Raw genomic sequence first — 25,707 nt, 5'->3', positions numbered from 1 at the left:
GCTGGAGACACCGGCATGCGCTTCGACCTCGTCGACCTCCAGCTCTTCATCGCGGTCGCCGACCAGCGCAGCATCACGGGCGGTGCCGAGCGCTCGCACCTGGCGCTGGCCTCCGCCTCCGCGCGCATCAAGGGGCTCGAGGATGCGCTCGGCGTCGCGCTGCTGAAGCGCGGGCGACGCGGCGTCGAACTGACCGCGGCCGGCGAGAGCCTGCTCGATCATGCAAGGCTGGTTATCCACCAGATCGACGCCATGCGCGGCGATCTTGCCGGCTTTGCCAGCGGTCTGCGCGCCAGCGTGCACTTGCTCGCCAACACCTCGGGGCTCTCGGAGCATCTGCCGAAGGCGCTCGCCGGCTTCCTGCGCGCGCATCGCGACGTCGCCGTCGACATCGAGGAGCGCGAGAGCACCGACATCGCGGCGGCGATCACGACGGGTGCCGCCGATCTCGGCTTCGCCGCCGAGCACGCGCTGCCCGACCATATCGAGCGCTTCATCTTCAGCGAGGACCGCCTGACGCTGGTGACGTCGCGCCGTGGCCCGTTCGCCGGCCGGCGCCGGATCGACTTTCAGGAGGCCGGGGCCTGCGACTTCGTCGGCCTGACCAGCGCCACCGCGCTGCAGGTGCACATCTCCAAGCACGCCGCGCGGCTCGGCCTGCGCCCGCATTTCCGCGCGCGCCTGCGTGATTTCGACGCGATCTGCCAGATGGTCGCGGCCGATGTCGGCGTTGCGCTGGTGCCGGAAGCTGCCGCCCGCCGCTGCGCCAGGACCATGCCGCTCGCCATGGTCCGCCTGCGCGATGCCTGGGCCAACCGGCGGCTCGTGATCTGCGCACGCAGCTTCAAGGCGTTGCCGCGGCCGGCCAAGATGCTGGTGGAGCATCTAAGGGCAGAGGCGGTGTGAGCGGACTCTTACCCTCCAGGTCCCTCTAGGGGAGGGTAAGAACCACCTGCTTCGCCGTCTCGATTCCGGCGTCCTTGATCACGCTCGCCTCCGCTCGCGTTGCTACTGGTTCAGAAGCCTCAAGGCCTCCTCGTGAACCCGCGCGTCGCCGGCCGCGATGATGCGGCCGCCGCCCTGGGCCGGCTTGCCTTCCCAGGTGGTGACGACACCGCCGGCGCCGGTCACGATCGGGATCAGCGCGGCGATGTCGTAGGGCTTCAGCTCGGTCTCGACCACGAGATCGACATGACCTGCGGCGAGCATGCAGTAGGAATAGCAATCGCCGCCATAGCGCGACAGCCGCGCGCCTTGTTCGATGCGGCCGAAGATGGCGCGGTCGCTCTCGTTCATCAGCAGGGGACTGGTGGTGTAGGTCGTGGCTTCCGACAGCGAAGCGCAGCGGCGGACCTGGAGCCGGCGCTCGCCGGAGGGCCCTTTATAGTTGGCCGAACCGTTGTCGCCGGAGAAGCGCTCGCCGATGAAGGGCTGGTGCATCATGCCGTAGACCGGTGCGCCCTTGTGCAGCAGCGCGATCAGCGTACCCCAGATCGGAAAGCCGCCGATGAAGGATTTGGTGCCGTCGATGGGGTCGAGCACCCAGACATAGTCGGCATTGTCCTGCTCATTGCCGAATTCCTCGCCGACGATGCCGTGCTGAGGGAAATTGGCCCTGATCAGCCGCCGCATCACCGCCTCCGCGGCGCGGTCGGCCTCCGTCACGGGGTCGAAATCCTTGGTCTTGCTCTTGTCGTCGATCGACAAGGAGGTGCGGAAGAACGGCAGGATGGTTTCGCCGGAGGCGGTGGCGAGCCGTCCGATGAAGGCGGAGAAGTCGATCACCGTCACGGGAATCCTCGAAGCGAAGGTTGGATGAAGCTGGCCTCCTGCCTAGCTCAATTCCTCCCCCGCGTGCAGCGCTGTCTTGATTTGCTCCCTGGTATTTTGGATGCCGAGGCCCGCTGCCTCATCCTGGTCATCTGCTGGCCAAATATCGATCACGGAGTTGAAAACTTCGTTCCGATGTTGCCTCGTTGGTATGCAAATGATTATCAACCCATTGAATTTCCTTATTAAAGAAACTGAATCTGGGTTTCTCTGGAAGCAACTGAGCCATGTGCGAATTGCATGGGAAACGGTTCAAAAGGCCTTGCACTTTGTGCGGCGCGGCCGCATATTGTTGCGGTGCGGTAGCGCTTGGCGTTACCGCTGCCCTCCTTGGGCGTTTCCTCCCTAGACTTGGGCCGCTTCTTCATCAGAAGCGGCCCTTTTTTCTGTGCGCCTCTTTTTGCTTCGAGGTGCGTAGCGAAGCGAGCGCGCTTTCGCCTCCAATCGCAAGCAACATGATCGTGCGAAGAAGCGCGGGCCTATTCCGCCGCGGCCTGGAACGGGCCGAGATCGGCGAACGGAATCGTGCTGGCCAGCACGTCGGCGAGAACGCCGAAGTCGGAGGCCACTTGCGCAAAGCGTGCGCTCCGCTCGCGCCGCCGCTCGTCCATGTAGATCGCGCGGTTGAGCTCGAGCTGTACCGCGTGCAGGCCGCTTGCGGGATTGCCGTAATGCTCGGTGATGAAGCCGCCAGCATAAGGCTTGTTGCGGCCGATCGAATAGCCGAGGCCGGTCATCGTCTCCTCGACGCGATCTGAAAGCAACGGCGTGCAGCTCGTGCCGTAGCGGTCGCCGATCACGACGTCGGGCCGTCGCGGCTCGTCCCTGCTGACACCGACCGAGGGCATCGAGTGGCAGTCGACCAGCACCACGGTGCCGAACATCTGGTGCACCTTGTTGATCAGCCGGCGCAGCGCGCGGTGGTAGGGCTTGTACAGCGTCTCGATCCGGCCCAGCGCGTCGTCGACCAGGATACGCTCGCGGTAGATTTCCTGGCCGTCGCCGACCACGCGCGGAATGGTGCCGAGGCCGCCGGCGACGCGCATCGATCGGGTGTTGGCAAAGCTCGGCAGCCGTCCGCTGAACATGCGGGGGTCTAGCTCATACGGCTCGCGATTGACGTCGACATAGGAGCGGGGAAAGTTGACCCTAACCGTCGGGAAGCCACGGTCGCTCAGATGGCCGATCAGTTCGTCCATGAACGAGTCTTCCGACCGCCGCAGCGTCGGCAGGTCGATCCGCGATGCCGCCAGGAATTCGTCCGGATAGGTCGAGCCCGAATGGGGCGAGTTGAAGATGACAGGCGCGCGCCATTCGGCGGGCTCGAAGATCTCGAAGGCTGGCGACATGTCGCCGTCAAACCGGGTCATCTTCTCAAGCTTCGTCCCTGCTCAGGCTTCGCCCCCTTGGCGCCGCACGATCCGGCAAAGCTCCGGATCCAATGATTCGGCCGGTCGAACGGCTCTTATGTGTCGTCATTGTCCGGAATCGCAACCATTCTGCCAAGCGAAAAGATGTGATGGACGCTGGAACATGTCTTAACCCTGCGGGCATCGCGGCGGGGACCGGTCGGTCCGGCTCGATTGATTCGGAGCCCGTTCCGGTTCACAAGAGCCGGCAGCGCAGCCGGCCCAAGGTAAAGATTTTCACCCCAAATTTACCCTCTGTCGGGCTTAGTGACCTCTGCTGATATCCTCTGGGGATTCGACGTTTCCTGCCATGGCAAAAATCCTGCTCGCCGAAGACGACAACGACATGCGCCGTTTCCTGGTCAAGGCGCTGGAAAACGCCGGTTTCCAGGTCTCGTCCCATGACAACGGCATGGCCGCCTATCAGCGGCTGCGGGAAGAGCCGTTCGAGATGCTGCTCACCGACATCGTGATGCCGGAGATGGACGGCATCGAGCTCGCCCGCCGCGCCTCGGAACTCGACCCCGACATCAAGATCATGTTCATCACCGGCTTTGCCGCGGTCGCCCTGAACTCGGATTCGGACGCACCCAAGAACGCCAAGGTGCTGTCCAAGCCCGTGCACCTGCGCGAATTGGTCAGCGAAGTGAACAAGATGCTGGCGGCCTAAATCGGCGCCGTTCCGTCCTTGCGCCGGGTCCCCTGAGCCGTTATAGGGACCCCACCGATGAAATGACCTCTAGGGCACGTAGCTCAGCGGGAGAGCACTACCTTGACATGGTAGGGGTCACAGGTTCGATCCCTGTCGTGCCCACCATCTTCTTCAATGATTTAGGCGCCCGCGCTTGAGGCTTGAAGGAGTGGTTTCCACGAGATTTCCATTTCGGCGCGGGTCGCCCCATCCAGATTGGGCTGGTGCCCAAATGCGGGCGTCACTCCGAAGGTGACGCGGAAGGCCGCTTGCTCTTCGATCGTCACATCGGCCACAGCACACTTCCCTGTCTCGGCATCGAGCGCGCGCGTATCGACTGGAGACAGCGTGCGTGAACAGTGTCCGCGCGTAGCACTTCTTTCGTCAACAGCACGTTCGAAGCCAAAACTTTCCGCGGGCGGTCGGCGTTTCCGGCCCGGCGGAGGAAGTTCGCGGCCCTCAAATTCCGCCCGTCCTGTGGTCCATTGCCGTCGCAACACTTGCTCCTGCGCCAATGATCGCCGGGCGGTGGAACTCGCGGGCGCGGCGGCCGTTGCTTGGCCGCGGCAGCAGTAGCGAGGAGAACGCGTGAACCGACGCCAGCTTGTTCAAGGGTCGGCAGTGCTGCCGGCGTTGCTCCTCGCATCGCGAAGCGGTTTCGCCGCCGCTCGCACGTCGGAGGATGCATTCGGGTCGTCCACGGTGAGGGACCTTGCCCGTATTCTGGCGGGTAAGCCGCACGAGGCGCCGGACGAGAAGCTGCCGAGTGGATTGCACGATCTCGACTACGATCAGTATCGTTCGATCCGCTATTTGCCCGAGCGCGCGCTCTGGCGCGGCAAGAATCTTCCCTTCGAAGCGCAGTTCTTCCATCGCGGCTTCTTCTACAAGAACAGAGTGAACATCTTCGAGGTCGCGGACGGAAAGGCAACCGAACTCAAGTACCGCAAGGCGGACTTTTCGTTCGGCGAAAAGGTTCCGGCGTTCGAGGACGTGGATCTTGGGTTCGCAGGCTTCCGCATCCACGCGCCCATCAACCGCGCCGACTATTACGACGAAGTCTGCGTCTTCCTGGGCGCGAGCTACTTCCGCGCCGTGGCCAAGGGACAGACGTACGGGCTTTCCGCCCGGGGACTTTCGATCGATACGGGCGAAGCCAAGGGCGAGGAATTTCCGCTCTTCAAGGCCTTCTGGCTGGAGCGGCCGGCGCCGGGTGCGACCTCGTTGGTGATCCATGCTCTGCTCGACAGTAAAAGCTGCGCAGCGAGCTATCGATTCACGGTGCGGCCAGGGGACACGACGGTCTTCGACGTCGAAATGTCGGTCTATCCGCGTGTCGAAATGCAGCGGGCCGGACTCGCGCCGATGACCAGCATGTTCTTCTACGGTCCGAACGACCGCAATGACATCGACGATTTCCGCCCCTCGGTCCACGATTCCGACGGTCTTGCGATTTTCAACGGGAAGGGCGAAAGCCTCTGGCGGCCGCTCAGCAATCCCCGCGACCTCCAGATCAGCACTTTCGAGGATCTCAATCCGCGCGGGTTCGGCCTGATGCAGCGGGAGAGAAACTTCTCCGCCTACCAGGACATCGAATCCAGCTTCGAAAAACGCCCAAGTCTCTGGATGGAGCCGATCGGCGATTGGGGCGAGGGCGGGGTCATGTTGTTCGAGATTCCGACCAAGGAGGAAGTCCACGACAACATCGCGGCATTCTGGCGGCCTAAAAACCCGCTGCAGGCCAAGGGCGAACACAACTACACCTATCGGCTGCACTGGGGGCCAGATGGCCCGAAGCCGCATTCGCTCGCCAGATTCACGCGAAGCGGGATAGGGGCGAGGGGCGAGGACGCGCGCCTCTTCGTGCTCGATCTGCTCGGCGACAACCTGAAGGGCATTGATCCTGCGGGCGTCAAAGGCGTGGTGACGGCGGAGAAATCCGAGATCAAGAATATCGTCACGCAACCCAATCCCTACACCGGCGGTTGGCGGCTCAGCTTCCAGTGCCAGGTGAAGGGCGAGCCGATCGAGCTGCGAGCGTTTCTGGCCGAGGGCGACAAGCCCTTGTCGGAAGTCTGGGTCTACCGATGGGCCCCTTGAGCACGGCACCCCGGCCGGTTGCCGGCGAAATCGCGAGCCAACGCCTGCTGCCGCACGAGTCCCCGCTCCCGATGGCGCCTGGCGACCTCGGAAGGAGCCGGGTATCGAACCGTGTTCCAGCGCCGGTCACCCCCACGATGGTTTGGCGGCGCGGCCTCATCCTGCTCTCGACGGCGGCGCTCACGGGGGCGGGCGGCTATGAGATGTATCGCGTGCTGCAGGTCGGCGGCGTCACCGTCCTCGAAGGCATGGTGCTGGCTCTCTTTCTGGTCCTGCTTGCCTGGGTCGCGTTTTCGTTCGCCTCCGCCGTGGCAGGCTTTGTCGTGTTGCTGAACCCTCGTCCGGACGAGGTTGCCTTGGCCTCCGGCGCGGAACTGCCAGCCATCGCAAGCCGCACCGCCATGCTGCTTCCCACCTACAACGAAGACCCGCACCGATTGACGGCGCGGCTCCGGGCGATGATCGAATCCCTGGAGACGACCTCGCAGGGAAAGCTGTTCGACTGGTTCGTTCTGAGCGACAGCACCGATCCGGACATCTGGGTCGCCGAGGAAAAAGCGCTCCTCGCGCTGCGACAGGCCGTCGGGACACGGCTGTATTATCGCCACCGCGCCGAGAACAGGGAGCGGAAGGCCGGCAACATCTCCGAGTGGATCACGCGGTTCGGCGGCGTCTACGACTTCATGATCGTGCTCGACGCCGACAGTCTCATGAGCGGTCAGACCGTTGTCCGATTGGTCCATGCCATTGAGACCAATCCGAGCGCCGGGCTGGTCCAGACGCTCCCCATGATCGTCAACGCGCGAAGTCTGTTCAGCCGCGTCCAGCAATTCGCGGGCCGCCTGTACGGGCCGATGATCGCCGCCGGCGTTGCCTGGTGGCACGGCTCCGAAGGCAACTACTGGGGCCACAACGCGATCATCCGGGTGAGGGCGTTTGCCGAAGCGGCGGCGCTGCCGCAGCTGCGCGGGCGCAAGCCCTTCGGCGGACACATCCTCAGCCACGATTTCGTCGAAGCCGCGCTGATGCGGCGAGCCGGGTGGGGCATCTACATGCTGCCGATGCTCGACGGAAGCTACGAAGAGGTGCCGCCCTCGCTGCTCGACTTCGCCGCGCGCGACCGACGCTGGTGTCAGGGCAATCTTCAGCATCTCGCTGTCGTGCCCGCGCGGGGCCTCCATTGGGTGTCGCGCCTGCATTTCATGGTGGGAATCGGAGCGTATCTGACGGCGCCGCTGTGGCTGCTGTTCCTGCTGCTGGGAATGCTGATCTCGCTGCAGGCCCGCTTCGCGCGTCCGGAGTATTTTCCGAAAGGCTTTTCCCTGTTTCCGACATGGCCGGCCCAGGATCCCGTGCTCGCCATCTGGGTGTTCGTCGCCACCATGGCGCTGCTGCTGTTGCCCAAGCTGCTCAGCCTGGTCCTGCTTTGGATGCGGCGCCCGGTGCGACGCCAATTCGGCGGCGCATTGCGTGCCTCGGCCGGAGTTTTCGCAGAGATCGTCGTATCCGCGTTGATGGCGCCCGTGATGATGATCTTTCAGTCAATCGCGGTGGTCGAAATTCTGGCCGGCCGCGATGCGGGCTGGCAGACGCAAAGGCGGGACGACGGCACAGTGGAGCGCCGCGAGCTCTATCGGAAATACGGTGTCCCAACCGTATGCGGCGTTGTGATGGCGGTAAGCGCGTACGCGGTTTCGCTGCCCCTTCTGCTCTGGATGTCGCCGGTCGTCGTTGGGCTGCTGTTCGCCGTTCCCATAGGCGCGCTGACTGCCAGGCCCGCGCCCGGCAAATTGTTCGTCACGCCCGAAGAAGGAGCGCCGCCTTCGGTGCTGCGTCGAGCGAATCAATTGAGCGAGGCGGCTGATGTCGAGATCAGACCCGCGTTGCTGGAGCTGCGCGAAGACGCCAGGCTTTCAGCCTTCCACGTCGCGCAGCTGCCGCTTCCACGCGCCGTCCGGCCCGACACGGTCGATGCGAACCTGGCGGTCGGCCGTGCCAAGGTCGATGCGAGCGATACTTTCGAGGAGGCCATCGCCCATCTGTCCTCCCGGGAAGTTTTTTCGATCTTGAACGACGGTTCGCTGTTGCCGGCGGTGTTGCAAAAGCAATGAACACGCGCCGGGCGACCTGCCGGCGGACGTTCCGTTCCGCAGGATTCGAGATCAATTCGCGGCTGCCTACGAGAAGGCGATACCGAACGCATTGAAGACGGCGAAACCCGGCACCGCAGCATTTCGCGCCGCCCCTCGCGACGTGCTCGAGCTGGTCAAGGACGTGTATCTGAACAACGGCCTGTCCACGATGAGCGCAACCGATCACAACGGCTACGACGAGCGCTCGGCATTCCTGATCAAGGTGGAAGGTGGCCGCTTCAGGCTGATGAAGTAGCAGCCGGGCTGTGGGCGGCCTTCCGTCGCGCGACTTGTCGCCTCCGGCAATGAAGGCGTCGTTTACATGCTGCCGTGCTTTGCCGCGCCCAGCAGCAAGCCCTTCAGCCCGGTCGGAAACAGGCTCGGGGCACCGTCCACATCGAGCTCGGCGAGGTCGAACCAGCGCGCGACGATGTGGACGCCATTGTCCTCCCTGAAGTCGATGCGTTCCTGATCGCGGAAGGCGGCATCGGGAAACTCGACCTCCGAGATGAACATCACCTCGTGTCCGGTTTCTCCCTCGTGCACGAAGATGTTCTCCAGCATCAAGGGCTCGCCCTTGAGGCTGACATCGATGCCGAGCTCTTCGTTGAACTCCCGCACCAGGGCAGCCCGCCAGCTTTCGCCGAACTCGATCTCGCCGCCGAGCGGTCGCACACCCTTGATCCGGCCAGCGTCGTCGCGGACCTCGGCCGCGAGCAGGCGCCCGTCCCGCCAGTGCAGGCCGATCGCGACGACGCGGATGTGGGGATGCGGGCGCCACTGGGTCATCGCGCATCGTTAATCGGATTATCGGGGCCTCGTCCAATGTCACGGCCCCGGGGTGACGAACGCCGAGATGATCGTGCCGTCATTGCCCAGCGTGATGTGCCAGTGCGAAGCGCCGCCCTGGTGCCAGACGGAATAGACGTCCTGTCCCTGCGCGCCTACACCGAGGAATTCCATCGAGGTGATCGGACCCAGTTCGGCAAGGCCGGTCTGCAGGCGCGGCAATTGCTTGCGGGTCGCCTCAGCCAAATCCGCACTCATCTCGCCATAATTGGGCTGGCCCGATGCGACGCTTTCGACGAGACGGCGAAGCGCGGACGCGGTTCCGGGATTGGCGGACCGGGTGCTCATGCGAGTCTCGATCGCGCGCTGGAGGTCTTGCGCCACGGTCGCGTCGATGCGTCGCATGGTGTGATCATTGCCGTGCTGGCGCAGGATCACGGCCGTCGGCATCCCATCCGCCCCGAGGGCAAACCGAAGTTCAACATCGATTCCCCGCCCGATGAATTCGGTTTCGCCCACCGCGTAATAGGGCGCCGAGCTTTGACCGCTGAGCCGTCCCGATAAATGGTCCTGGTCACGCGTCACGGTGAAGACGGCGCTATGGAATTGGTATGTTCCGGCATAACGATCCAGCACCGCCCGCGGTAACTGAATCTCTTTGGCTCTCGACCGGAACTGATCCGCAGCGTCGGCCTTGTTGCTTCCCTCGTTGCTCCGGCCCGAGCCAGTTTGCTCCGCGGAGCGGATTCGAGCGGCTAGGACATTCCAGTCGGCCAACCCGAATATCCTGGCGACGAGCTCAAGGCTCTCACTGACGGTGAGGGAGACCGAACGGGCGTTGAGGGCTTCGCGGAGCGTTTGCGCCATGGCTTTGGCGTCGCGGAAGTCGCGCATACTCTGTTCCTTTGCAGCATGAACGGAGAATGTCAGGGCTTGCGTTGCTGACCCGTTCGCGTGAGCAAAGGAAGCCTGCGGCGGTCCGATACTCTTCACCATACCCCGAAGGGCGCAAGCGGCAGGCGGTATCTACCTATGAAAATTTTGCTTGGGAGCGACGTGTTTGTCAACCGACGTCTCGACAAACAGCACCATGCATCACTCTTTTGATGCAGGGATGCGTAGAGGGATGCAGAATGCTGGTCGGCTGTTCACCGGCTGGAGCAGCAACCTTTTTCAGCCCGCTCGAAATAGAGGTTCGGGCGGCCCTCCACGTGGAAAGCGTCAAGGGCGAACCAGCGGGCAGCGATATCTTCTCCGTTGTCCCAGCGAAAGTGTCGGTCTCGTCGCCGACTTCGCAGCACGAAGCGCTGATGACCGGAGGCATCGGCCGACGTGTCAACGCACGACCTGCGCGCACTTGAGTCATGAGCTCGCAAAGGCAGGGCAGACGTCCGACGGCTTCGTACCTCCGGCACCGCTGCGTCGCCGGGGTCAATGCGTTGATGTTGATCAAGGTGGTGGCGACGAAATGGGGCAATCTCAACGCGAAGATGCAAATGGGGAGATTGACAGTGCGTGCCGGTCTCTTTGCGTTGGCTCTCGTGATCGCTGTTCTGGGATCGTCCTCGGCGGACGCGGGTTGCTGGCCGAGCGAGAACTTTCCGCTCGTCTGTTGGCTCGATACGAAGGGCGAGGGGTGTTCGGAGCACCACGCGCTGACCAGTGCCAAAGCAGTGATGTACCCCTATCCGAACCAATCCATCTATGAGTTCGAAACCACCCATTGGTGGACGGGGCCTCCCATAACGGCCTGCCCGCCGAGCAAGACGATCAAGTTTACCGGCATCTGGGACCGCGAGACGGGCAAGGCGGAGGAAAATGCGTCCACCGGCTGGTTGTCCTGGTCGCGCTACGTCTATTGCAGCAACAACCCATGGACCGGACAAGGGCCGCCAACGGTGCCGATCTGCTCGGGGCCGGCCAACGACCCAAATGTGGGGCAGCCGGTGACCTCGGCGATGCTTTCGCAAAGTCAGAGATTGAATCTGCTTCAGGTCCAGGAGCCGCTACACACGCGATGCCTGCAGCTCGAACCCGACCCGATGGGTTCGGAATGGCTTACCGGAAACTCGCTCGTCCGGGTCGTCGTTTCGCACCATGAATCCCAGAAGATCGAGTGGCGCTATTTCTTCCAGGAATTCTATTCGTTCGATGGCTGGAAGGAAGTCCCTGCGCCGAAGTCGAAGGTCCCCTTGATCTCGACGAAGAAATACACCGAGCGCCGCATCGCGACCACGACGGGACGGTTCTGGCTCAATAAGCAGGGTCGTTGGAAAATCGTCGCGGTCCCGAAGCCGACCTCGGTCGCCGCCCAGCTCGTCGCAACGACCGTCACCAACGAATGTCCGGGCGCGCGATTCAATATCCAGTGAAGGCAGATCGAAAGGACCCCCCTCCCGAAATACGCATCACAAGATCGACAGCAATGACGAACACGCGAAGGAGCGTCTGCCGGATCAAGATCCGGCCAGATATTTCTTCACCGCCGCCTCATCCCATTTGATGCCATTCCCCGGCTCCTCGCCCGGCAGCGCAAAGCCGTCCTTGATCTTCAGCCGCGTCGCCAGCACTGCGTCGGCCCAGTCGACATATTCCAGCCAGTGCGCGGTCGGTGTCACGCAGAGCAGATGCGCGCTGACCTCCGAGAACAGGTGCGTCGACATCTCGATGCCGGCGGCGTGCGCCAGCGCGGCGGCGCGGAGCCAGCCGGTGACGCCGCCGATGCGCTGCACGTCGGGCATCACGTAGTCGCAGGCTTCCGCCGAGAGTGCCGCCTGCATCGAGAAGGCGCTGTCGAAATTCTCGCCGATCTGGACCGGGGTATGCAGCGCGTCGGCAATGCGGGCGCAGCCGGCATAATCGTCGTGGCGGATCGGCTCCTCGATCCAGGTGAGGCCCTCGTCGTCGAGCATCTCGCCGCGGCGGACGGCATCCGTCACCGTCAGCGCCTGATTGTAGTCGCACATCAGCGTGATGTCGTCGCCGACGGCCTTGCGCACCGCGCGGACGACGGCGAGGTCCTCCCGCGCATCGGGCCGGCCGACGCGGATCTTCGCTGCCCGAAAGCCCTCGGCCAGCAGCTTGTGGGCTTCGTCCACCGCGGCGCCGGCCGGCATGATGCCGAGCCCCTTCGAATTGTAGGCCCTGACCGGCTTCGGCGCGCCACCGAGCAGGCGGGCCAGCGGCATGCCGCGTGTGCGGGCCAGTGCGTCCCATGCCGCCATGTCGATGCCGGATTGGGCCAGCCGTTGCAGACCGGCGAGGCCCAGCAGCGTGAAGCGCTGGGTCAGCTTGCGCTCGATCTCGACCGGCAGCAACTCGTCGCCGGCGAGCAGGTCTGACATTTCCGTGACCATCGCCGTCAGCGGCTTCAAGGCCGAGGGCGTGATCGAGAACAGATAGGCATGGCCCACCGCGCCCTGGTCAGTCTCGCAGTCGATCAGCAGCAGCGGCGCCCTGGCGATTGCCCCGGTCGAGGTCTGGAGCGGCAGGTTCATCGGCACGATCACGGGGCGCGCGTGGAAGCGTTTGATGCGAACGGTCTCGGTCATGGGCTTCTCCCGGCGGGGGCGGATGCAGGCGCGGCCGATCTTAAACATCCGTGATGAAACGAAAAGGGCGCTTCGCCCGACCACCATAAAATGGGGTTGCGCAGGCCCGCGATTGTTGGCTCTGTGCTGCCGCATTCTTTGCCGCAGATCCCGACGGGTTTGCGACAAAATCGCACACAGCGGAGCCACAGAGTGAAACAAGAGATCGCCGAAGATCAGCGCAAGAGCGGCATTCTCACGGGCGCCGTGATCGCCTTCCTGCTCCTCGCCCTGCCGCTCGCGGTGTGGCTGGATCTGACCGAGCTGAGCAAGACGGCGCTGCGCCGGCAGGCCATCGATCTCAACTCGGTGATCACGAGCGTGCGCAGCTACTACGCGACCAACGTGGTCGGGCGGGTGCTGGCCAATCCCAACGGCACGACGCGGGTGGTGCACAATTACGAATCCATCCCCGGCGCGATCCCGATTCCGGCAACGCTGTCGCTCGAACTCGGCCGGGTGATCGGCGCGCAGCAGGAGAACATCACCTACCGCTTCGTCTCCGACTTCCCGTTCCAGAACCGTGCCCCGCACCAGCTCGACAAGTTCGAGAAGGACGCGCTCGATGCGCTGCGGAAGGATCCCGAGCAGAAGATCGTCGAGACCGAGACCTCGCTGTTCAACGACAAGGTCCGCCTGGTCGCCCCCGTCACCATGGGGCCGGCCTGCGTGAGCTGCCACAACAGCCACCCCGAAAGCCCGAAGACGGACTGGAAGGTGGGCGATGTCCGCGGCATCCAGGAGGTGATCATCGCCCAGCCGATCGCCGCCAACATCTTCTCGTTCAAGTTCCTGCTGGCCTATTTCGTGATCGCCGCCGGCAGCGGCCTGTCGTTCCTCTCGCTGCAGCGCCGCCAGGCGCGCCGCATCAAGGGCATGAACAAGGAGCTCGAATCCGCCAACGACTTCCTCGCCTCGCTCTCGATGAAGATCTCGCGCTACATCCCGCCCCAGGTCTACAAGAGCATCTTCTCCGGCCAGAAGGACGTCACCATCCACACCGAGCGCAAGAAGCTCACCATCTTCTTCTCGGACATCCAGAATTTCACTGCGACCGCCGAGCGGCTGCAGCCGGAGCAGCTGACGCAGCTCCTCAACGAATATTTCACGGAAATGTCGGCGATCGCCCACGAATATGGCGGCACCATCGACAAGTTCATCGGCGACGCCATGCTGATCTTCTTCGGCGATCCCGAGACCAGGGGCGACCGCGCCGATGCGCAGGCCTGCCTGCAGATGGCCTGGCGCATGCAGCAGCGGCTTGCCGAGCTCAATGCGAAATGGCGCGCCTCCGGCATCGAGCAGCCGTTCCGCTCCCGCATGGGCATCAATTCCGGCTATTGCAATGTCGGCAATTTCGGCAGCGCGGACCGCATGGACTACACCATCATCGGTGCGGAGGCGAACCTCGCCGCGCGCCTGCAATCGATCGCCGAGCCCGGCGGCATCGTGCTGAGCTACGAGACCTTCGCGCTCGTCAGCGACATCGTCCGCGCCCATGCGCTGCCGGCGATCACCATGAAGGGCATCAGCCGCGAGGTCATTCCCTATTCGGTGGACGCGCTGAGCGACACTGCTGCGGAGAACAGCGGTATCATCACCGAGCGCGCCCCGGGCCTCGAGCTCTATCTCGACCCCGCCGTGGTGAAGTCAGGCGACGCCGCACGCGTGCGCTCGCTGCTGGAAAACGCGCTGGCCTCGCTCAAGCCGGCGTGAGGGCGGGCACAGGAGGTCGTCATGCCCGGGCTTGTCCCGGGCATCCACGTTCTTTGTGCCGCGAGGAAATACGTGGATGGCCGGGACAAGCCCGGCCATGACGCCCTGGAAGCTTCGGTGCACCCAACGATCACTTCAGGTGCTCGCTGCGGGGAGGGTGTTCAGACCGGAGACAAGGTGAACAGAGGGCTGGCGAGGGGGTAGGCCGGCAAGCGCGGGTGAGTCAGCTCACCTTGCCGCGCCTTCCGTGAAGGCCGTCTCGATCACCTCGCCGAACGGCTGCCAGGAACGGCCGTCGAACTGGACCAGCCGCATCTGCCTGATCGGCAGGTAGTTGCTGGGCGAAGTATTCATCCGGATGTCGGGCAGCGCCACGGACGGATGATAGTCCCTGAGCGAAGCCGCCTGACGCATGATGTTCTCGCGCGAGAAGTCGTCGCCGCATTGCTTCAACACCTGCGTCAGCGCCTCGGCCGCGGCGTAGCCATAGAGTGCGGCGCTGTTGTTGGTGCTTTCGACCCGATGGTATTTGTCCATGAAGGCGAACCAGTCCTTCATGGCGGGATCGTCCTTCCAGGCGGGGTCGCTCGGATCCTTCAGAAAGGCCGCCGAGATCACGCCGGCCGAGTTCTCGAGGCCCGCGGGTGCCATCGCATTGGCGATCGAGGCGGAGGCATCGTTGACGATGAAGACCGGATGCCAGTTGAAGGACGCCGCCAGCTTGATCACCTTGGATGCCGTCGATCAGCGCGAGAAACCTGCTCCGGTCGAGAAGGTGCCTTGGCCACCACACCTTCGGTTCGGCTAGGTGAGTGCCAACACCACGTTATGGACCAAATCGGAAATCGTATCGTCGGCTTGCGGCTGGAGAACTACCATGGTTGATGGGTGCGCCGCGGTGTTCCTTCTGCCCAGCTTTTCTCTAAGGGTTCGGACGACATTGTCGTTAAGCAACTGAGCGGTTTTGCACAGGTCGATGATTTCTGATTCCTTCAGCTCATCGGAGAAGTCGTCGTAATCCTTGATGACGATGCCTGACTTTTTAGGGCTCTGGAATTTCTTCGGGATGGCGGCATTGAAGGAATCCAGCCGCGCCGGGTCCTTGAGTATCCAGTTCAACAGATGGTCGAATGCCAGATTCCAGGTCATGACGATGCAAGCGCGGTAAGCCTTGACGCGGTAGCAGTCGATGGCCTCGCTCAGGAACACCTTCTCCGAGGAGTTGGGCACCTTACCCGGCAGGTCGGTCAGAAGCTTACTGACCGCCTGCATGCTCGGTTGATTGCCATACTTCGTATCAAACTGACTTCGCACTGGACGCGTCAGCTTAAAGCCTTGCTTCTCACGGACCAAGTCTGGCGTATTGTAGCTGGCCATTCGCATCAGAGACTGGCCTATGTTCTCTTTGGTGACGAGATGAAGCGTCTTGTAACACGCGCGAATGTGGTCGGAGTGGAAGTGCTCCTTCCCCTCATATGTGTGAAGATACCAACCGATCAGCTTGATCTTTTCTCTTGGTGGCAGCTTGTCAAAGCCCGCCACCTGGTTCACGAATTCACTCAGCACCATTGGCAAGCTTCTTATTCACGTAGTCGAGCCCTATGTGGTTGATTTCGTAATGACCGCGTTCCGGTGTCGTGAAGAACTTGCGACCCTTCAACTCGCGTAGCGGCTGGCTGAAGTCGTTGATGGCGGTGGACCACCCAATCGACCGAAAGCACGTATAGATATGACCATCGGTGACGATCGGGACGTTCCGGTGCTCAGCAAGCCATGCGGCTGCAATCAGAAACTTTTTGTGCTGGCTGCCATCGTCCTTCCCTTTGGAGAAGTCGGAGAAGGATAACGGCGCGTTCATATCGATATCCACTACGTCAGGTGCCTTGGGAGGCTTGCGCGGCGAGCTGGAACGAGGCTTCTTCAGCGTGATGACCTCAGCTTCATCGCCGGCATCAACACGGTCGAAGTCCATCTCCTCTTGCTCAGGCTCGCCGCCACCGTTCAACTGAGGCGGTGCAGGTGGCAGGCGGCGCAAAGCCGGAGCTGGAGCCGCAGGGCGCAGCGCGTTCGTCAGGGCAGCGGTCAAAGTATGAATCTGGTCGTCAGCAACTTCGGCGTCCAGCACAATCAACTTGATCCGGGAGGTCCCGGTCGGCTTGCTACTCTTTGCCATTACTAGGTTTCCAGACTAGAGGGGCGAATCACACGTTGTCACTTACCTATCGTGTATCCATGGGTTGAGAGTTCCGGGCAAGGGGAAGTTGCTTATTTGTTCCGGTTATCCGGGGCTTTCCCCATCTCTGCACCCAACCGGATGAGATGAAGAAATTTAACCCGCCGGATACCAGGAAATGCGCGCTGGGCGGTAGCAATTGTAGGCCGCTGATATCGAATGTGATCTGACTCACGGCGGACTTTGTAAGACTTTTTCGATTGACGGATTTTGCCGAGTATACGGCGAAATCCTCAAATAATTCAGATACTCAGCGCGGTCGTTGTGAGTCCGGATTTCGCGACTAGAGTTTTTTGGTGCCCCAAGCGTAAATCAATTCTGTTGCAAGGAATCGAATCTCTGGTCGTTGTGAATCTTGGCTGAGGAAGCAGCCGACCATCCCGTGCTGCATGTTATATTCCTGGGTCTGAGCCTCAGCGCCAAAGGTGCGCTGGCCGTTTGCGCCGCTCCGACCATCGTGCTGTCGGTGGTCGCGTTCCACCGGCTTTGATTGACGCTCATTTGCAATCGGCTCACGATTCAAACCATGCAAACATCTCAGCCTGTGAAGCGAGGTGGCCGCCGCGTTGGCGCCGGTCGGCCAAAGGTAGTGGCCGGTATGGGGAGGATACAGTGCCGATGAGAGTCCCTGCCTGCATGTTGGACGGGTCGTGGACGTCGTTCGGATGGGCGGACGCTCGCGGCTGCTTATCGACATGAAGCAGTTCAACTGCCACCTAAGCCGAAATATCCAAGGACAAACTTCGTAGCTAAGGCTCTAGCTGCGTCGAATCCAACCTTCAGTGTCCCATTTCCCAAGGCAACCGGAATATCTTTGAGCCATTCAGCGGTTCGCTGACCTACCGTTTTCGATCCCGTCTTGGCGTCGTCCTTTACTGCGATCTCCAGCTTTTTTACGTCCTGCTCAACCAAGCCAAGCTCTTTCATCGCCGAAAGCAAGCCCGACAGGTCATTCTGAGTGACTGTCATGCTTTGCAGTTGGCTGAACTGCTGAGCAGATGCTGCGACCACGACATTCCCACCGTAGATGTGGTTCACAACTGACTGATCGACCTTGGCTTCTGGAAGTCCCAAAATATCGCTGGTGTCGTCGCCGAGTTCATCTTTCAGTTCGAGGGCGAGCTGGAGTATTCGTGTTCGCACCGTATCAAGGATCGCTGTGAAAACGGTGCCCGGTATTTGTTGCGAAGCTCGGATCAGACTCCATCCCTTGATGAACTTGTCAGAGTACATGTTCACGAGGTCTTGCGGCCAAGCTATTCGCCCACCGTTGGGACTTCCATCTTCATCCTTGCCAACGTCGTAGGCCGCAATCGGCTGCGTCAGGAAGACCTTCTCCGCCCAATGGCGAAAATCCTCCTTCAAAATGCTCGACGCCAGCGGTTGATTGTTCAGCACGTTTCCAAACGGCCCAGCAAAGGAGCCGGTCGCTGCTGCCCCCACCACACGGTAGTCAGGAAGAGCCTCAGCGTCCTTATATCCATTCAGCTCTTGTTCGACCCAAGCCTTGAGCTTCTCGTTCTTAAGTTGATGGGCAAGCACTAGGCATTGCCGCAATAGTGTGGGTAGGGGGGTGTGCTCGGTTACAGCGCCGGTAATGATGTCGTCAAGCAACGGCATAGCGGGACCTTAAAGAAAGGGAGCGTGCCGCTTCTAACATTTCCCGTTGGCTTCCGTAGTTCGCTTCAAACGTGCGAGTTCTGTTATGCACAGCTTCGCCGAATGGACCGAGCCGGTGTTGGCATTCACCAGCGCAGTGTGGATGAGGGCATGTTGTCGCGGCCCCACTCCCACTCTGCTCCCTCCCCCCTTGTGGGGGAGGGCTGGGGAGGGGGAGCCCAGCAAAAGGTCCGCATATGGATCGTCGTGCGCCCGCAGCCTGAATCGCTTCACCTTGCCGCGCCTTCCGTGAAGGCCGTCTCGATCACCTCGCCGAACGGCTGCCAGGAACGGCCGTCGAACTGGACCAGCCGCATCTGCCTGATCGGCAGGTAGTTGCTGGGCGAAGTATTCATCCGGATGTCGGGCAGCGCCACGGACGGATGATAGTCCCTGAGCGAAGCCGCCTGACGCATGATGTTCTCGCGCGAGAAGTCGTCGCCGCATTGCTTCAACACCTGCGTCAGCGCCTCGGCCGCGGCGTAGCCATAGAGTGCGGCGCTGTTGTTGGTGCTTTCGACCCGATGGTATTTGTCCATGAAGGCGAACCAGTCCTTCATGGCGGGATCGTCCTTCCAGGCGGGGTCGCTCGGATCCTTCAGAAAGGCCGCCGAGATCACGCCGGCCGAGTTCTCGAGGCCCGCGGGTGCCATCGCATTGGCGATCGAGGCGGAGGCATCGTTGACGATGAAGACCGGATGCCAGTTGAAGGACGCCGCCAGCTTGATCACCTTGGATGCCGTCGACGGCACGCCGAGAAAGACGAAGATGTCGGCGCCCGCGCGTTTGAGGATCGAGACGTGCCCGTCGAGATGCTCGTCGGCAATGTCGAAGGCGATGTCGACGAGGACGTGACGGTTGAGATCGCCGAGGCCTTCCTGGATGCCCTTGTAGAGCATGCGCCCGAACTGGTCGTTCTGCCAGAGCACCACGATCTTCTTCCTGGGGTAGTAGGCCTGGATGTAGTTGGCGTAGATGCGCCCCTCGGACCTGAACGACGGCTGCCAACCCATGGTCCAGGGAAACGCCTTGGCCTTGCTCAGCTCCTCGTCGCCGGAGGCGACGAAAAGCTGCGGGATCTTCCTCTCGTTCAGGTACCAGCGCGTGGCGAGATTGCCGGGCGTGCCGAACGAGCCGAACATCAGGTGCACATCCTCAGTCTCGACCAGATTGCGCGTCAGCTCCAGCGCAGTCGCCGGATCGGAATTGTCGTCGCGCGTGATGAAGCGGATCCTGCGGCCGTTGATCCCGCCACGCGCGTTGATCATGTCGAAATAGGCGGCTTCCGCCTGGCCGATGGCGCCGAACTCCGAGAGCGGTCCCGAATACGGCATGACATTGCCGATGCGGATTTCCTCGTTGCTTGCCGGTTGCTCGGCACGTTGCTGGGACATCGCCCCGAGCGAGGCGAAGGCGGCGATCAACACGAGCAGCAGTCTGCCGGTGACGCGCATGTTCGACACCTTGTCGTTGGCCCCACACCAAGGCCGCTCCGTCTAGGTCAAGCGTTTGTCAATCGTGTGGCTTGCCGCCCACTTCAAAGTGGCGGGGCTGACGGCCTCGACCTAAAGGGGCAGACGTGCTGACGCTCTGTTACAGCTGTGTGCCCTCAAGCCTTCGCTACGGCAGCCCGCGCGCCTCGAGCTGACGCACCAGCAGCAGCGTCGGCTCGGCGAGGCTCTCGCCGGAGCCGTCGAGGCCGAAGGCGCTCGCGATACCTTCGCGGCTCCGCAGCAGCGTGCTGCGCGGGCAGTGGCCGGCGCCGCAGAGCGTCTTCTTCAAGGTTTCGCCCTGCGCCACGAGGCCGGAGGAATCGTCCACGGCCCAGGCCAGCACGATCGGCACATCGACATTGAGGATGCCGGGGAAGACCGATCGGCTGTCGTACTGGGTGGGGTCGGTGCCGAGATAGGCCTTCTCGCTGTCGCTCGCCTCCTTGCCGACGCGGTAGATCCCGGACACCAGCACGACGCCGGCGACGTCGGCGCCGTCGGTCTGCAACTCGGGATGGGCCAGCAGGGTGGCGACATGGAAGGCGCCCGCGCCGTAGCCGACTGCGACGATCTCGCGGCGATCGCCGTTGAAGAGGTCGATATTGCCGTGAACCCATGATAGCGCCGCCGCCACATCGGACGCGCCGGCGGGCCAGGTCGCCGCGGGCGCCAGGCGATAGTTGACGCGGACCCCGATCATCTCGTTGCGCGCGGCAAAGCACATGGCCTGGTCCTGGATCTGGCGCGACAACTCCGGCGCCGCGCGGTCGCCGGTAAAGGTGTCGCCCGCCACGAACAGCAGCACAGGCCGCGGCGTGTCCGCCTTGGTCGCGCTGGTTGCGACGTCGAGCACGTTGGCCTCGCTCTCGCCATAACGCAGACCGCGCGAGAAGGCGACCTGCTCGCACAGCCGGGCGGTGCCGCCGGCGGTGGTGTCGCTGTCGGTGAGGCCCGCCTGGACGAGCCCGGTGGGCGGCGACAGCCGCGCCGGCAAAACTCCGTGTGCGGAGGCCGCGGTCATGGTCAAAAGCAGGAAAAATGCCAGGTAATTCTTCATGGTGATGCCGGCCTCGCGGACCGATATTGGCTTGCCGATTTGGCCTGTCTTTTCAATTCGCCTCATTAGTTGGCTGATGTTGAGGCGAATTCACGGCACCTTCGCCCGGCAGGCGGCCGGCGTGGCGCGGGCCTCAGCCTGGCAAAAACCCGCGATTGGAGTGCAAGTCCGCGGGCCCCGCGACGATTGCGCCGCGCAGCCACTTTGTCCCGGTCCGTCAAGCCGTTGCCGGGCGCCATCTGGCCCCGCACCGGAAATGGCTTCCTACTGTGCATGGGGTTGTTTTCGCAGTTTATGTTGGACCGGCCTGTCAGGCCCGCTTCATCGTTCGGAAGGTGATGGAGTAGCGGCGCGCCTCGACCGGCGGAATGCTGTGCTCCCATTGCGACCGCGCCTCGCCCTCCATCATGTAGAGCGAGCGCGGCAGGGCCTCGAGCGTGTGGCGTTCCCATCTGTCCCCGTTGCGGCGGCGGAAGCGGAATTTGCAGGGCGAGCCGAGCGACAGGCCCAGGACCTTGTCGAAGTGCGGCTTGTCGCGGTGCCAGCCGATGCCGACGCCGACCTCATATTCGGTGCACAGCACCTGCCGGACGCTACCCGCCGGCAGCCGCGCCCATGCCTCGACCTGCCGCGCGACGGGCAGCAGCCAGTCCGGGACCGGCTCCGCCTCGGCCAGCCGCTGCAGCGAATAGTCATAGCGATAGCCGAACGAGGCCACCCGGCGGTTGCCCTCGAAGGCGCCGAACTGGAAGCGCTGGAGCGGCCATGCTGCGATGCGGTCGATCAAGCCCTGCTCTACCGCCGCATCGATGAAGTCGTCCGTATGGCGAAGCCCCGCAGGGCCCGCTTCCGGTTCGGCGAACAAACCAAGCTGCGTCATGCCTCGCATTTCCGTGATGGAACCTAATGGCGGCTGATGCGACTTATCTATGACGCGGGAAGAAACGTGCGAGGCTGTCATGGCAGAGAAGCATACCGCCGATCCGGTCGAGATCATGCGGGCGACCGGTCATCCTGAGCTTGAATATGCCGCGGGCTGGACCATCGCTGGTCTCGTCACCATCGGCACCATCGTCGCCGCTTGGGTGTTCGCGATCTGAGGCATGATCCGGAAAAGTGTGAAGCGGTTTTCCGGATAGATCATGCCTCAACAAGAAAGCTGGGGGGCGATGCGCATCGCACCTCAGGCCACAGGGAATTGGAGCTCGAAGGTGACGCCGCCGTCGGTCGGCTTGAGCCTGATCGAGCCGCCATGGCTGGCCATCACCGCACGCGCGATCGCCAGCCCCATTCCGGTACCGCCCTGGTCGCGGCGGGTGGTGAAGAACGCATCGAAAATCCGGTCGCGGTTGGGCGCCGAGATCAACTCGCCGTCGTTGCTCACGGTCAGCCGCAGGGTCGTGCGCTCGTCGGCGGCCTCCAGCCTGATGGTCCTCGCCTTGTGCCGCAGCGCGTTGTCGGCGAGATGCGACAGCACGATCAGCGCCTTCTCGCCGGACATGCCGATCGCCCGGTCGAGGCTGCCGCTGGCTTCGATCGAGCTTGCCGGAAACCTGTTCCGGAGGTCGGCGATCACGGGCGCGAGCTCCGTGCGCTCGTTCTGCGGCAGGCTTTCGGCGCGGGCGAGCTCGCGCAGCCGCTGTGCCATCGCATCCAACCGCTGGGTGTCGGACAGGATGTTGGCGATGAATGTCGTCTGCTCGGCCGGCGTCAGGCCCCCGGCCTTGCCCTGAAGTGAATCCTGCAACAGCTCGGCCGCGCCCTTGATCGAGGTCAGCGGCGATTTCAGCTCGTGGGTGAGGTGCGCCGAGAACGTCGCGATGTAGTCCGAACGCCGCGCCAGCTGCTCGGCCATGCCGAGGAAGCTGTGCGAGAGCTGGGCGAACTCCCGTGTGCCGTAGTGCCGGAGCGGCCGGAACGCCTCGCGGTCACCGCGGCCGATTCTGGCGGCGCGATCGATCAACTCGCGCATCGGCAGCGTGATGGTGCGCGAGAACACGAGCCCGATCGCGATGGTGCCGAGGAGCACGGCCAGCCCCGCCAGCACGAACTTGGCCCGCTCCTGGTAAAGGTGGTCGAAGATGTTGCTCGGCGTCCGCGTGGCGTAGATCACCCCCGCGACGCGATTGTCGACAATGACCGGCATCGCCGAGAACACGTGCACGCCGAGGCCCCGGCTGAAGGAATAGATCGGCGGTGGCGGCTTGTCCGGCACGCGGTTGCGCAAGGTGGCGCGGTATTGCCCGTGCAGCGCGTCCGCGACCTCCTCGATATGCGCAAGGGATTGCCCGACCTCCTGCCGGCCGGCGATCACCACGCCTTGCGGATCGAGGATGCGAAAGCCCGCCAGCGTCACCTTCTGCGTCTCGCGGATGATCGGCGTCAGTCTTGCGCCGATCTCGACATAGGCGGGCTGCGCCGGCCGGGGTGCAGCCTGGGCATCCGGCCGCCGCCGCAGCAGATCGTTCGCGGTGAGGTCGAGCCCGGGGCGGATCGGCGTGACCTGGTCACCGGGATCGGGCAGCACGCCCGGTGGCACCTCGGCGCCCAGCGTGAGGCCGCTATCGAGCCTTGCTGCAACCTCCTGAGCATAGATCGTCGCCAGCACGCGGCTCTGCGCGATCAGTTCGGCCTGGGTCTGTCGGATGAGCTGGTTGTCGTAGAGGCGAAAGAAGAACAGGCCCACAAGCGGCAGGATGGCGACGGTGGCCAGCACCGTGAAGATGACCAGCCCCAGCGACGGCCGCCATTTGTCTGGCGCCGCGCTCATGCCTCTTTCTCGCAGCGGCCGAGCTTGAAGCCGACGCCGTGGATGGTCTCGATGACGTTGTCGCAAGCCAGCGCCGCGAGCTTGGCGCGGATGTTGCGGATGTGGCTGTCGATGGTGCGGTCGGAGACCTGGATGTTGAGCTGATAGGCGGCCCGCATCAGCTGCTCCCGATTGAAAACCGATGTGGGTCGGGTCAGGAAGGCGCGCAGGATGCCGAACTCGATCGCGGTCAGCTTCAGCGGTGTCCCTGCAAATGAAGCTACGTGCTGTTCGGGATCGATCAGGAGACTGCCCTGCGACAGCGCGGTGGGGACCGCCTTGGCCTCGCCATTGCGCGGGTTGAGGCGACGCAGGATGACGTTGACCCGCGCCACCAGCTCGCGCGGGCTGAACGGCTTGGTCACGTAGTCGTCGCCGCCGATCTCGAGGCCGAGGATGCGGTCGATCTCCTCGTCGCGCGCCGACAGGAACAGGATCGGTACGTCGGACGTCTTGCGGATCTCGCGGCAGACGTCGAGGCCGTCGAACTCGGGCATGCCGATGTCGAGCACGATCAGATCGGGCCTGTCGGCGGCAAAGCGGATGAGCGCCTCCTTGCCGTCGCGCGCCTCGATCACGTCCATGCCGGCCTTCTTCAGGGCGACGCGGATGACCTCGCGGATGTGGCCCTCGTCGTCGACGATGAGAATGCGATTCGCCAAGAAATTCTCCGCTGTCTCGTCAGCCCGCCAACCGGCTGCCGGACCTGGTTTCCGCCCGGGCGTCCAGCCTGCGCTGGAGCCGCCAGCTTCGGAAGCTCCAACTCCGCCAGGCCAGGTCCCGGCGCTGCTGTTCTACAAGGCGGTCGCGGCGCGACACAAGGCAGCCCTCGCTGGCGCCGGGCCGCAGCGCGATCGCCCTGTCGATGGCGGGCAGCGCCTGTGGCCCGAGCGTCAGGAGATAGTTGATGTCGATCTGCACGCCTTGGCCCGATGCTTCCCGGCTGTGGGTGACATTGTAGTCGGCAATGAAGGCGTCGAAGTTCACGAGCGAGCAGCCGTACAGCACGATCGTCAACGCGATCAGGTTGGTGCTGATCAGCCATTGGTTGGACCGGTTGAGGGCGATGCGGGTCACGATCAGGACCAGTCCGAGCGCGACCAGCCCCATCCAGACGAAGGCCGCGATACGCCAGTAAGTCAGCATGTAGATGTCGACATAGAGATCGAGGCGGAGGATGGAGGAGGCGACCAGAAGCACGTTCTGCCCGACCCAGAGATAGACCAGCGGCCGGATCACCTTCGATTTCTCGGCCGGTCCGCCCGGTCGCATCGCGACCAGAACGAAGGCGGCAGCGAGCAGCGCGGTCGCGATCAGCGGGTAGGCGCCGCGATGGGCGTAGGACGCATAGGTCACATTGTCGGGCAGCGCGACGTGGCCCCAGAGATAGATGCCGTCGAGAATCGACTGTGCCGCGAACAGCAGATTGAACAGGATCAGCGAGCGCAGGATGGTGGAGGGGCCCAGAAATTCCGGCGGGATGAAGGGCGGCGGCGGCGGGCCCGCGAGGTCGGTTTCGGTGGCGGCGGCAACCTTCTTGCGCCGCCAGCGCACATGGATGAACGGCCAGACCAGCGCCAGCATCAAGGTCCAGAACAGCACGCGCGGGACGCTGACATATTCGAGGATGATCTTCGGATTGAGCAGCGACACCCATTGCTCGATCACCGGATTGGCGGCGGCGAACAGCGCCACGAACACGGTGCTCAGCACCACCGGCATCAGCCAGAGCGCGATGCCGCGGGTGAACGCCGACATGTTGAAGACCTGAAGCGCGTCGGGAAAGAATCTGAAGGGACCGAACAGGACAAGGTTTCGCAGCGCGCGGGCGCGGTCCGCGAGGCTGGTCGTCTCCGGATTGGTTGCGAGCAGCAAGGCGATGGCCAGCGCTGCGACGAGGATCAGCAACGAGAGCGGAGTGAGCTCCTCCACGGCCGGCACGAGACCGAGTGCAACGATCGCGCCGCCGGTCACTGCGCGGCGAAAGTCCAGCGCCGCACGGTTGGCAAGCAGCGAGGCGCAGGCAATCGCGACGGCCAGGATCACCAGCGACAGTCCGATCCGCCGGCCGTAGAGCAGAAAGTCGGCAAGTGCGGCGAGCATCAATGCCATTGCAAGCTTGGCCGACAGCGCCGAAGGCCTGATCGGTTGAGTGTCCGTCGTCGACGTCGAAGCCAGGCTCGTCATGTCCAGAAGATT

23 protein-coding genes, 1 tRNA gene and 2 pseudogenes are annotated in these 25,707 nt (G+C 63.2%); 11 read left to right on the top strand and 15 right to left on the bottom strand.

Going from position 1 to position 25,707, the window contains the following annotated elements; all coding sequences use genetic code 11:
• The first annotated feature begins 15 nt into the window (after positions 1-15).
• On the top strand, positions 16-906 hold the full coding sequence (locus tag EDE08_RS13070) for a LysR family transcriptional regulator (protein WP_131869065.1): 891 nt from the start codon (positions 16-18) through the stop codon (positions 904-906).
• Between the two features lie 102 nt (positions 907-1,008).
• On the opposite strand, the gene hisN is transcribed toward EDE08_RS13070, so the two are convergent.
• Positions 1,009-1,791 (bottom strand): histidinol-phosphatase, encoded by a 783-nt coding sequence (gene hisN / locus EDE08_RS13065; protein WP_131869066.1) that lies wholly within the window; start codon positions 1,789-1,791, stop codon positions 1,009-1,011.
• 24 nt (positions 1,792-1,815) lie between these two features.
• On the opposite strand from hisN, the gene EDE08_RS13060 reads away from it, so the two are divergent.
• Positions 1,816-2,019 carry a hypothetical protein gene (locus EDE08_RS13060; RefSeq protein ID WP_131869067.1) on the top strand — a complete coding sequence of 68 codons (204 nt, stop codon included), beginning with the start codon at positions 1,816-1,818 and terminating at the stop codon, positions 2,017-2,019.
• Positions 2,020-2,309: 290 nt separating this feature from the next.
• Here EDE08_RS13060 and EDE08_RS13055 read toward each other — a convergent pair whose 3' ends face one another.
• Positions 2,310-3,200 (bottom strand): N-formylglutamate amidohydrolase, encoded by an 891-nt coding sequence (locus EDE08_RS13055; protein ID WP_061879247.1) that lies wholly within the window; start codon positions 3,198-3,200, stop codon positions 2,310-2,312.
• Positions 3,201-3,549: 349 nt separating this feature from the next.
• Between EDE08_RS13055 and cpdR the strand changes: the two genes are divergently transcribed.
• The 5 genes and pseudogenes from cpdR to EDE08_RS13025 form a co-directional block, all read left to right on the top strand.
• Positions 3,550-3,909, top strand: a complete 360-nt coding sequence (gene cpdR / locus EDE08_RS13045; RefSeq protein WP_028179810.1) for a cell cycle two-component system response regulator CpdR — start codon at positions 3,550-3,552, stop codon at positions 3,907-3,909.
• Positions 3,910-3,981: 72 nt separating this feature from the next.
• Positions 3,982-4,056: transfer RNA gene (locus EDE08_RS13040), tRNA-Val, on the top strand.
• A 576-nt stretch (positions 4,057-4,632) separates the two neighbouring features.
• A complete protein-coding gene (locus EDE08_RS13035) occupies positions 4,633-6,030 on the top strand; it encodes a glucan biosynthesis protein G (RefSeq protein WP_502700593.1) in 1,398 nt (465 codons plus the stop codon).
• Positions 6,018-8,141, top strand: a complete 2,124-nt coding sequence (mdoH, locus tag EDE08_RS13030) for a glucans biosynthesis glucosyltransferase MdoH (protein WP_131869069.1) — start codon at positions 6,018-6,020, stop codon at positions 8,139-8,141. Before EDE08_RS13035 ends, mdoH begins: the two co-directional genes overlap by 13 nt.
• A gap of 13 nt (positions 8,142-8,154) precedes the next feature.
• Positions 8,155-8,418 (top strand): annotated as a pseudogene (locus EDE08_RS13025) (ABC transporter substrate-binding protein); the annotation flags it as partial.
• 62 nt (positions 8,419-8,480) lie between these two features.
• Here the strand turns inward: EDE08_RS13025 and EDE08_RS13020 are convergent.
• Together EDE08_RS13020 and EDE08_RS13015 are read right to left on the bottom strand one after the other, a co-directional pair.
• The gene (locus EDE08_RS13020) at positions 8,481-8,951 is read right to left on the bottom strand and encodes an NUDIX hydrolase (protein ID WP_131869070.1); all 471 of its coding nucleotides are present in this window, start codon (positions 8,949-8,951) and stop codon (positions 8,481-8,483) included.
• 39 nt (positions 8,952-8,990) lie between these two features.
• On the bottom strand, positions 8,991-9,845 hold the full coding sequence (locus EDE08_RS13015) for a glyoxalase superfamily protein (RefSeq protein ID WP_131869071.1): 855 nt from the start codon (positions 9,843-9,845) through the stop codon (positions 8,991-8,993).
• 548 nt (positions 9,846-10,393) lie between these two features.
• Between EDE08_RS13015 and EDE08_RS13010 the strand changes: the two genes are divergently transcribed.
• Positions 10,394-11,323, top strand: a complete 930-nt coding sequence (locus EDE08_RS13010; RefSeq protein WP_245524781.1) for a hypothetical protein — start codon at positions 10,394-10,396, stop codon at positions 11,321-11,323.
• Between the two features lie 84 nt (positions 11,324-11,407).
• Here the strand turns inward: EDE08_RS13010 and EDE08_RS13005 are convergent, their stop codons facing one another.
• A complete protein-coding gene (locus tag EDE08_RS13005) occupies positions 11,408-12,502 on the bottom strand; it encodes an enolase C-terminal domain-like protein (RefSeq protein WP_131869072.1) in 1,095 nt (364 codons plus the stop codon).
• Between the two features lie 192 nt (positions 12,503-12,694).
• Here EDE08_RS13005 and EDE08_RS13000 point away from each other — a divergent pair, with 192 nt between their 5' ends.
• Positions 12,695-14,257, top strand: a complete 1,563-nt coding sequence (locus tag EDE08_RS13000; RefSeq protein WP_165935897.1) for an adenylate/guanylate cyclase domain-containing protein — start codon at positions 12,695-12,697, stop codon at positions 14,255-14,257.
• A 228-nt stretch (positions 14,258-14,485) separates the two neighbouring features.
• Here the strand turns inward: EDE08_RS13000 and EDE08_RS12990 are convergent.
• The 3 genes and pseudogenes from EDE08_RS12990 to EDE08_RS12980 form a co-directional block, all read right to left on the bottom strand.
• Positions 14,486-15,001: pseudogene (locus tag EDE08_RS12990) on the bottom strand (ABC transporter substrate-binding protein); the annotation flags it as partial.
• Positions 15,002-15,061: 60 nt separating this feature from the next.
• Positions 15,062-15,826, bottom strand: a complete 765-nt coding sequence (locus EDE08_RS12985) for a hypothetical protein (RefSeq protein WP_131869075.1) — start codon at positions 15,824-15,826, stop codon at positions 15,062-15,064.
• The gene (locus EDE08_RS12980; protein ID WP_131869076.1) at positions 15,813-16,430 is read right to left on the bottom strand and encodes a hypothetical protein; all 618 of its coding nucleotides are present in this window, start codon (positions 16,428-16,430) and stop codon (positions 15,813-15,815) included. The genes EDE08_RS12985 and EDE08_RS12980 overlap by 14 nt, the downstream gene beginning before the upstream one ends.
• Positions 16,431-16,845: 415 nt before the next feature.
• Between EDE08_RS12980 and EDE08_RS39385 the strand changes: the two genes are divergently transcribed.
• Positions 16,846-16,980: a hypothetical protein gene (locus EDE08_RS39385; RefSeq protein ID WP_283810552.1), complete on the top strand. Its 135-nt coding sequence runs from the start codon at positions 16,846-16,848 to the stop codon at positions 16,978-16,980.
• Positions 16,981-17,195: 215 nt separating this feature from the next.
• On the opposite strand, the gene EDE08_RS12975 is transcribed toward EDE08_RS39385, so the two are convergent.
• The 4 genes from EDE08_RS12975 to EDE08_RS12960 form a co-directional block, all read right to left on the bottom strand.
• A complete protein-coding gene (locus EDE08_RS12975; RefSeq protein WP_131869077.1) occupies positions 17,196-18,110 on the bottom strand; it encodes an AbiTii domain-containing protein in 915 nt (304 codons plus the stop codon).
• Positions 18,111-18,379: 269 nt separating this feature from the next.
• Entirely contained in the window at positions 18,380-19,603 is a 1,224-nt protein-coding gene (locus EDE08_RS12970) for an ABC transporter substrate-binding protein (RefSeq protein WP_131869078.1), read from the bottom strand.
• A 166-nt stretch (positions 19,604-19,769) separates the two neighbouring features.
• Entirely contained in the window at positions 19,770-20,699 is a 930-nt protein-coding gene (locus EDE08_RS12965; RefSeq protein WP_131869417.1) for an alpha/beta hydrolase, read from the bottom strand.
• A gap of 310 nt (positions 20,700-21,009) precedes the next feature.
• Positions 21,010-21,579, bottom strand: a complete 570-nt coding sequence (locus EDE08_RS12960) for an alpha-ketoglutarate-dependent dioxygenase AlkB (protein WP_131869079.1) — start codon at positions 21,577-21,579, stop codon at positions 21,010-21,012.
• A gap of 79 nt (positions 21,580-21,658) precedes the next feature.
• Here EDE08_RS12960 and EDE08_RS38410 point away from each other — a divergent pair, with 79 nt between their 5' ends.
• Positions 21,659-21,799 carry a hypothetical protein gene (locus EDE08_RS38410; RefSeq protein ID WP_165935896.1) on the top strand — a complete coding sequence of 47 codons (141 nt, stop codon included), beginning with the start codon at positions 21,659-21,661 and terminating at the stop codon, positions 21,797-21,799.
• An 83-nt stretch (positions 21,800-21,882) separates the two neighbouring features.
• On the opposite strand, the gene EDE08_RS12955 is transcribed toward EDE08_RS38410, so the two are convergent.
• The 3 genes from EDE08_RS12955 to EDE08_RS12945 are packed head-to-tail and all read right to left on the bottom strand — an operon-like array spanning position 21,883 to position 25,695.
• Positions 21,883-23,469 carry an ATP-binding protein gene (locus EDE08_RS12955; RefSeq protein ID WP_131869080.1) on the bottom strand — a complete coding sequence of 529 codons (1,587 nt, stop codon included), beginning with the start codon at positions 23,467-23,469 and terminating at the stop codon, positions 21,883-21,885.
• The gene (locus EDE08_RS12950) at positions 23,466-24,170 is read right to left on the bottom strand and encodes a response regulator (RefSeq protein ID WP_131869081.1); all 705 of its coding nucleotides are present in this window, start codon (positions 24,168-24,170) and stop codon (positions 23,466-23,468) included. The genes EDE08_RS12955 and EDE08_RS12950 overlap by 4 nt, the downstream gene beginning before the upstream one ends.
• A gap of 19 nt (positions 24,171-24,189) precedes the next feature.
• The gene (locus EDE08_RS12945) at positions 24,190-25,695 is read right to left on the bottom strand and encodes a DUF4153 domain-containing protein (RefSeq protein WP_131869082.1); all 1,506 of its coding nucleotides are present in this window, start codon (positions 25,693-25,695) and stop codon (positions 24,190-24,192) included.
• Positions 25,696-25,707 lie beyond the last annotated feature (12 nt).

The organism is Bradyrhizobium sp. R2.2-H (assembly GCF_004346455.1).
In the GTDB taxonomy this organism is placed as follows: Bacteria; Pseudomonadota; Alphaproteobacteria; order Rhizobiales; family Xanthobacteraceae; genus Bradyrhizobium; species Bradyrhizobium diversitatis.
Note: the sequence above shows the minus strand (reverse complement) of the source record. Positions and strands in the feature narration are given on the sequence as shown.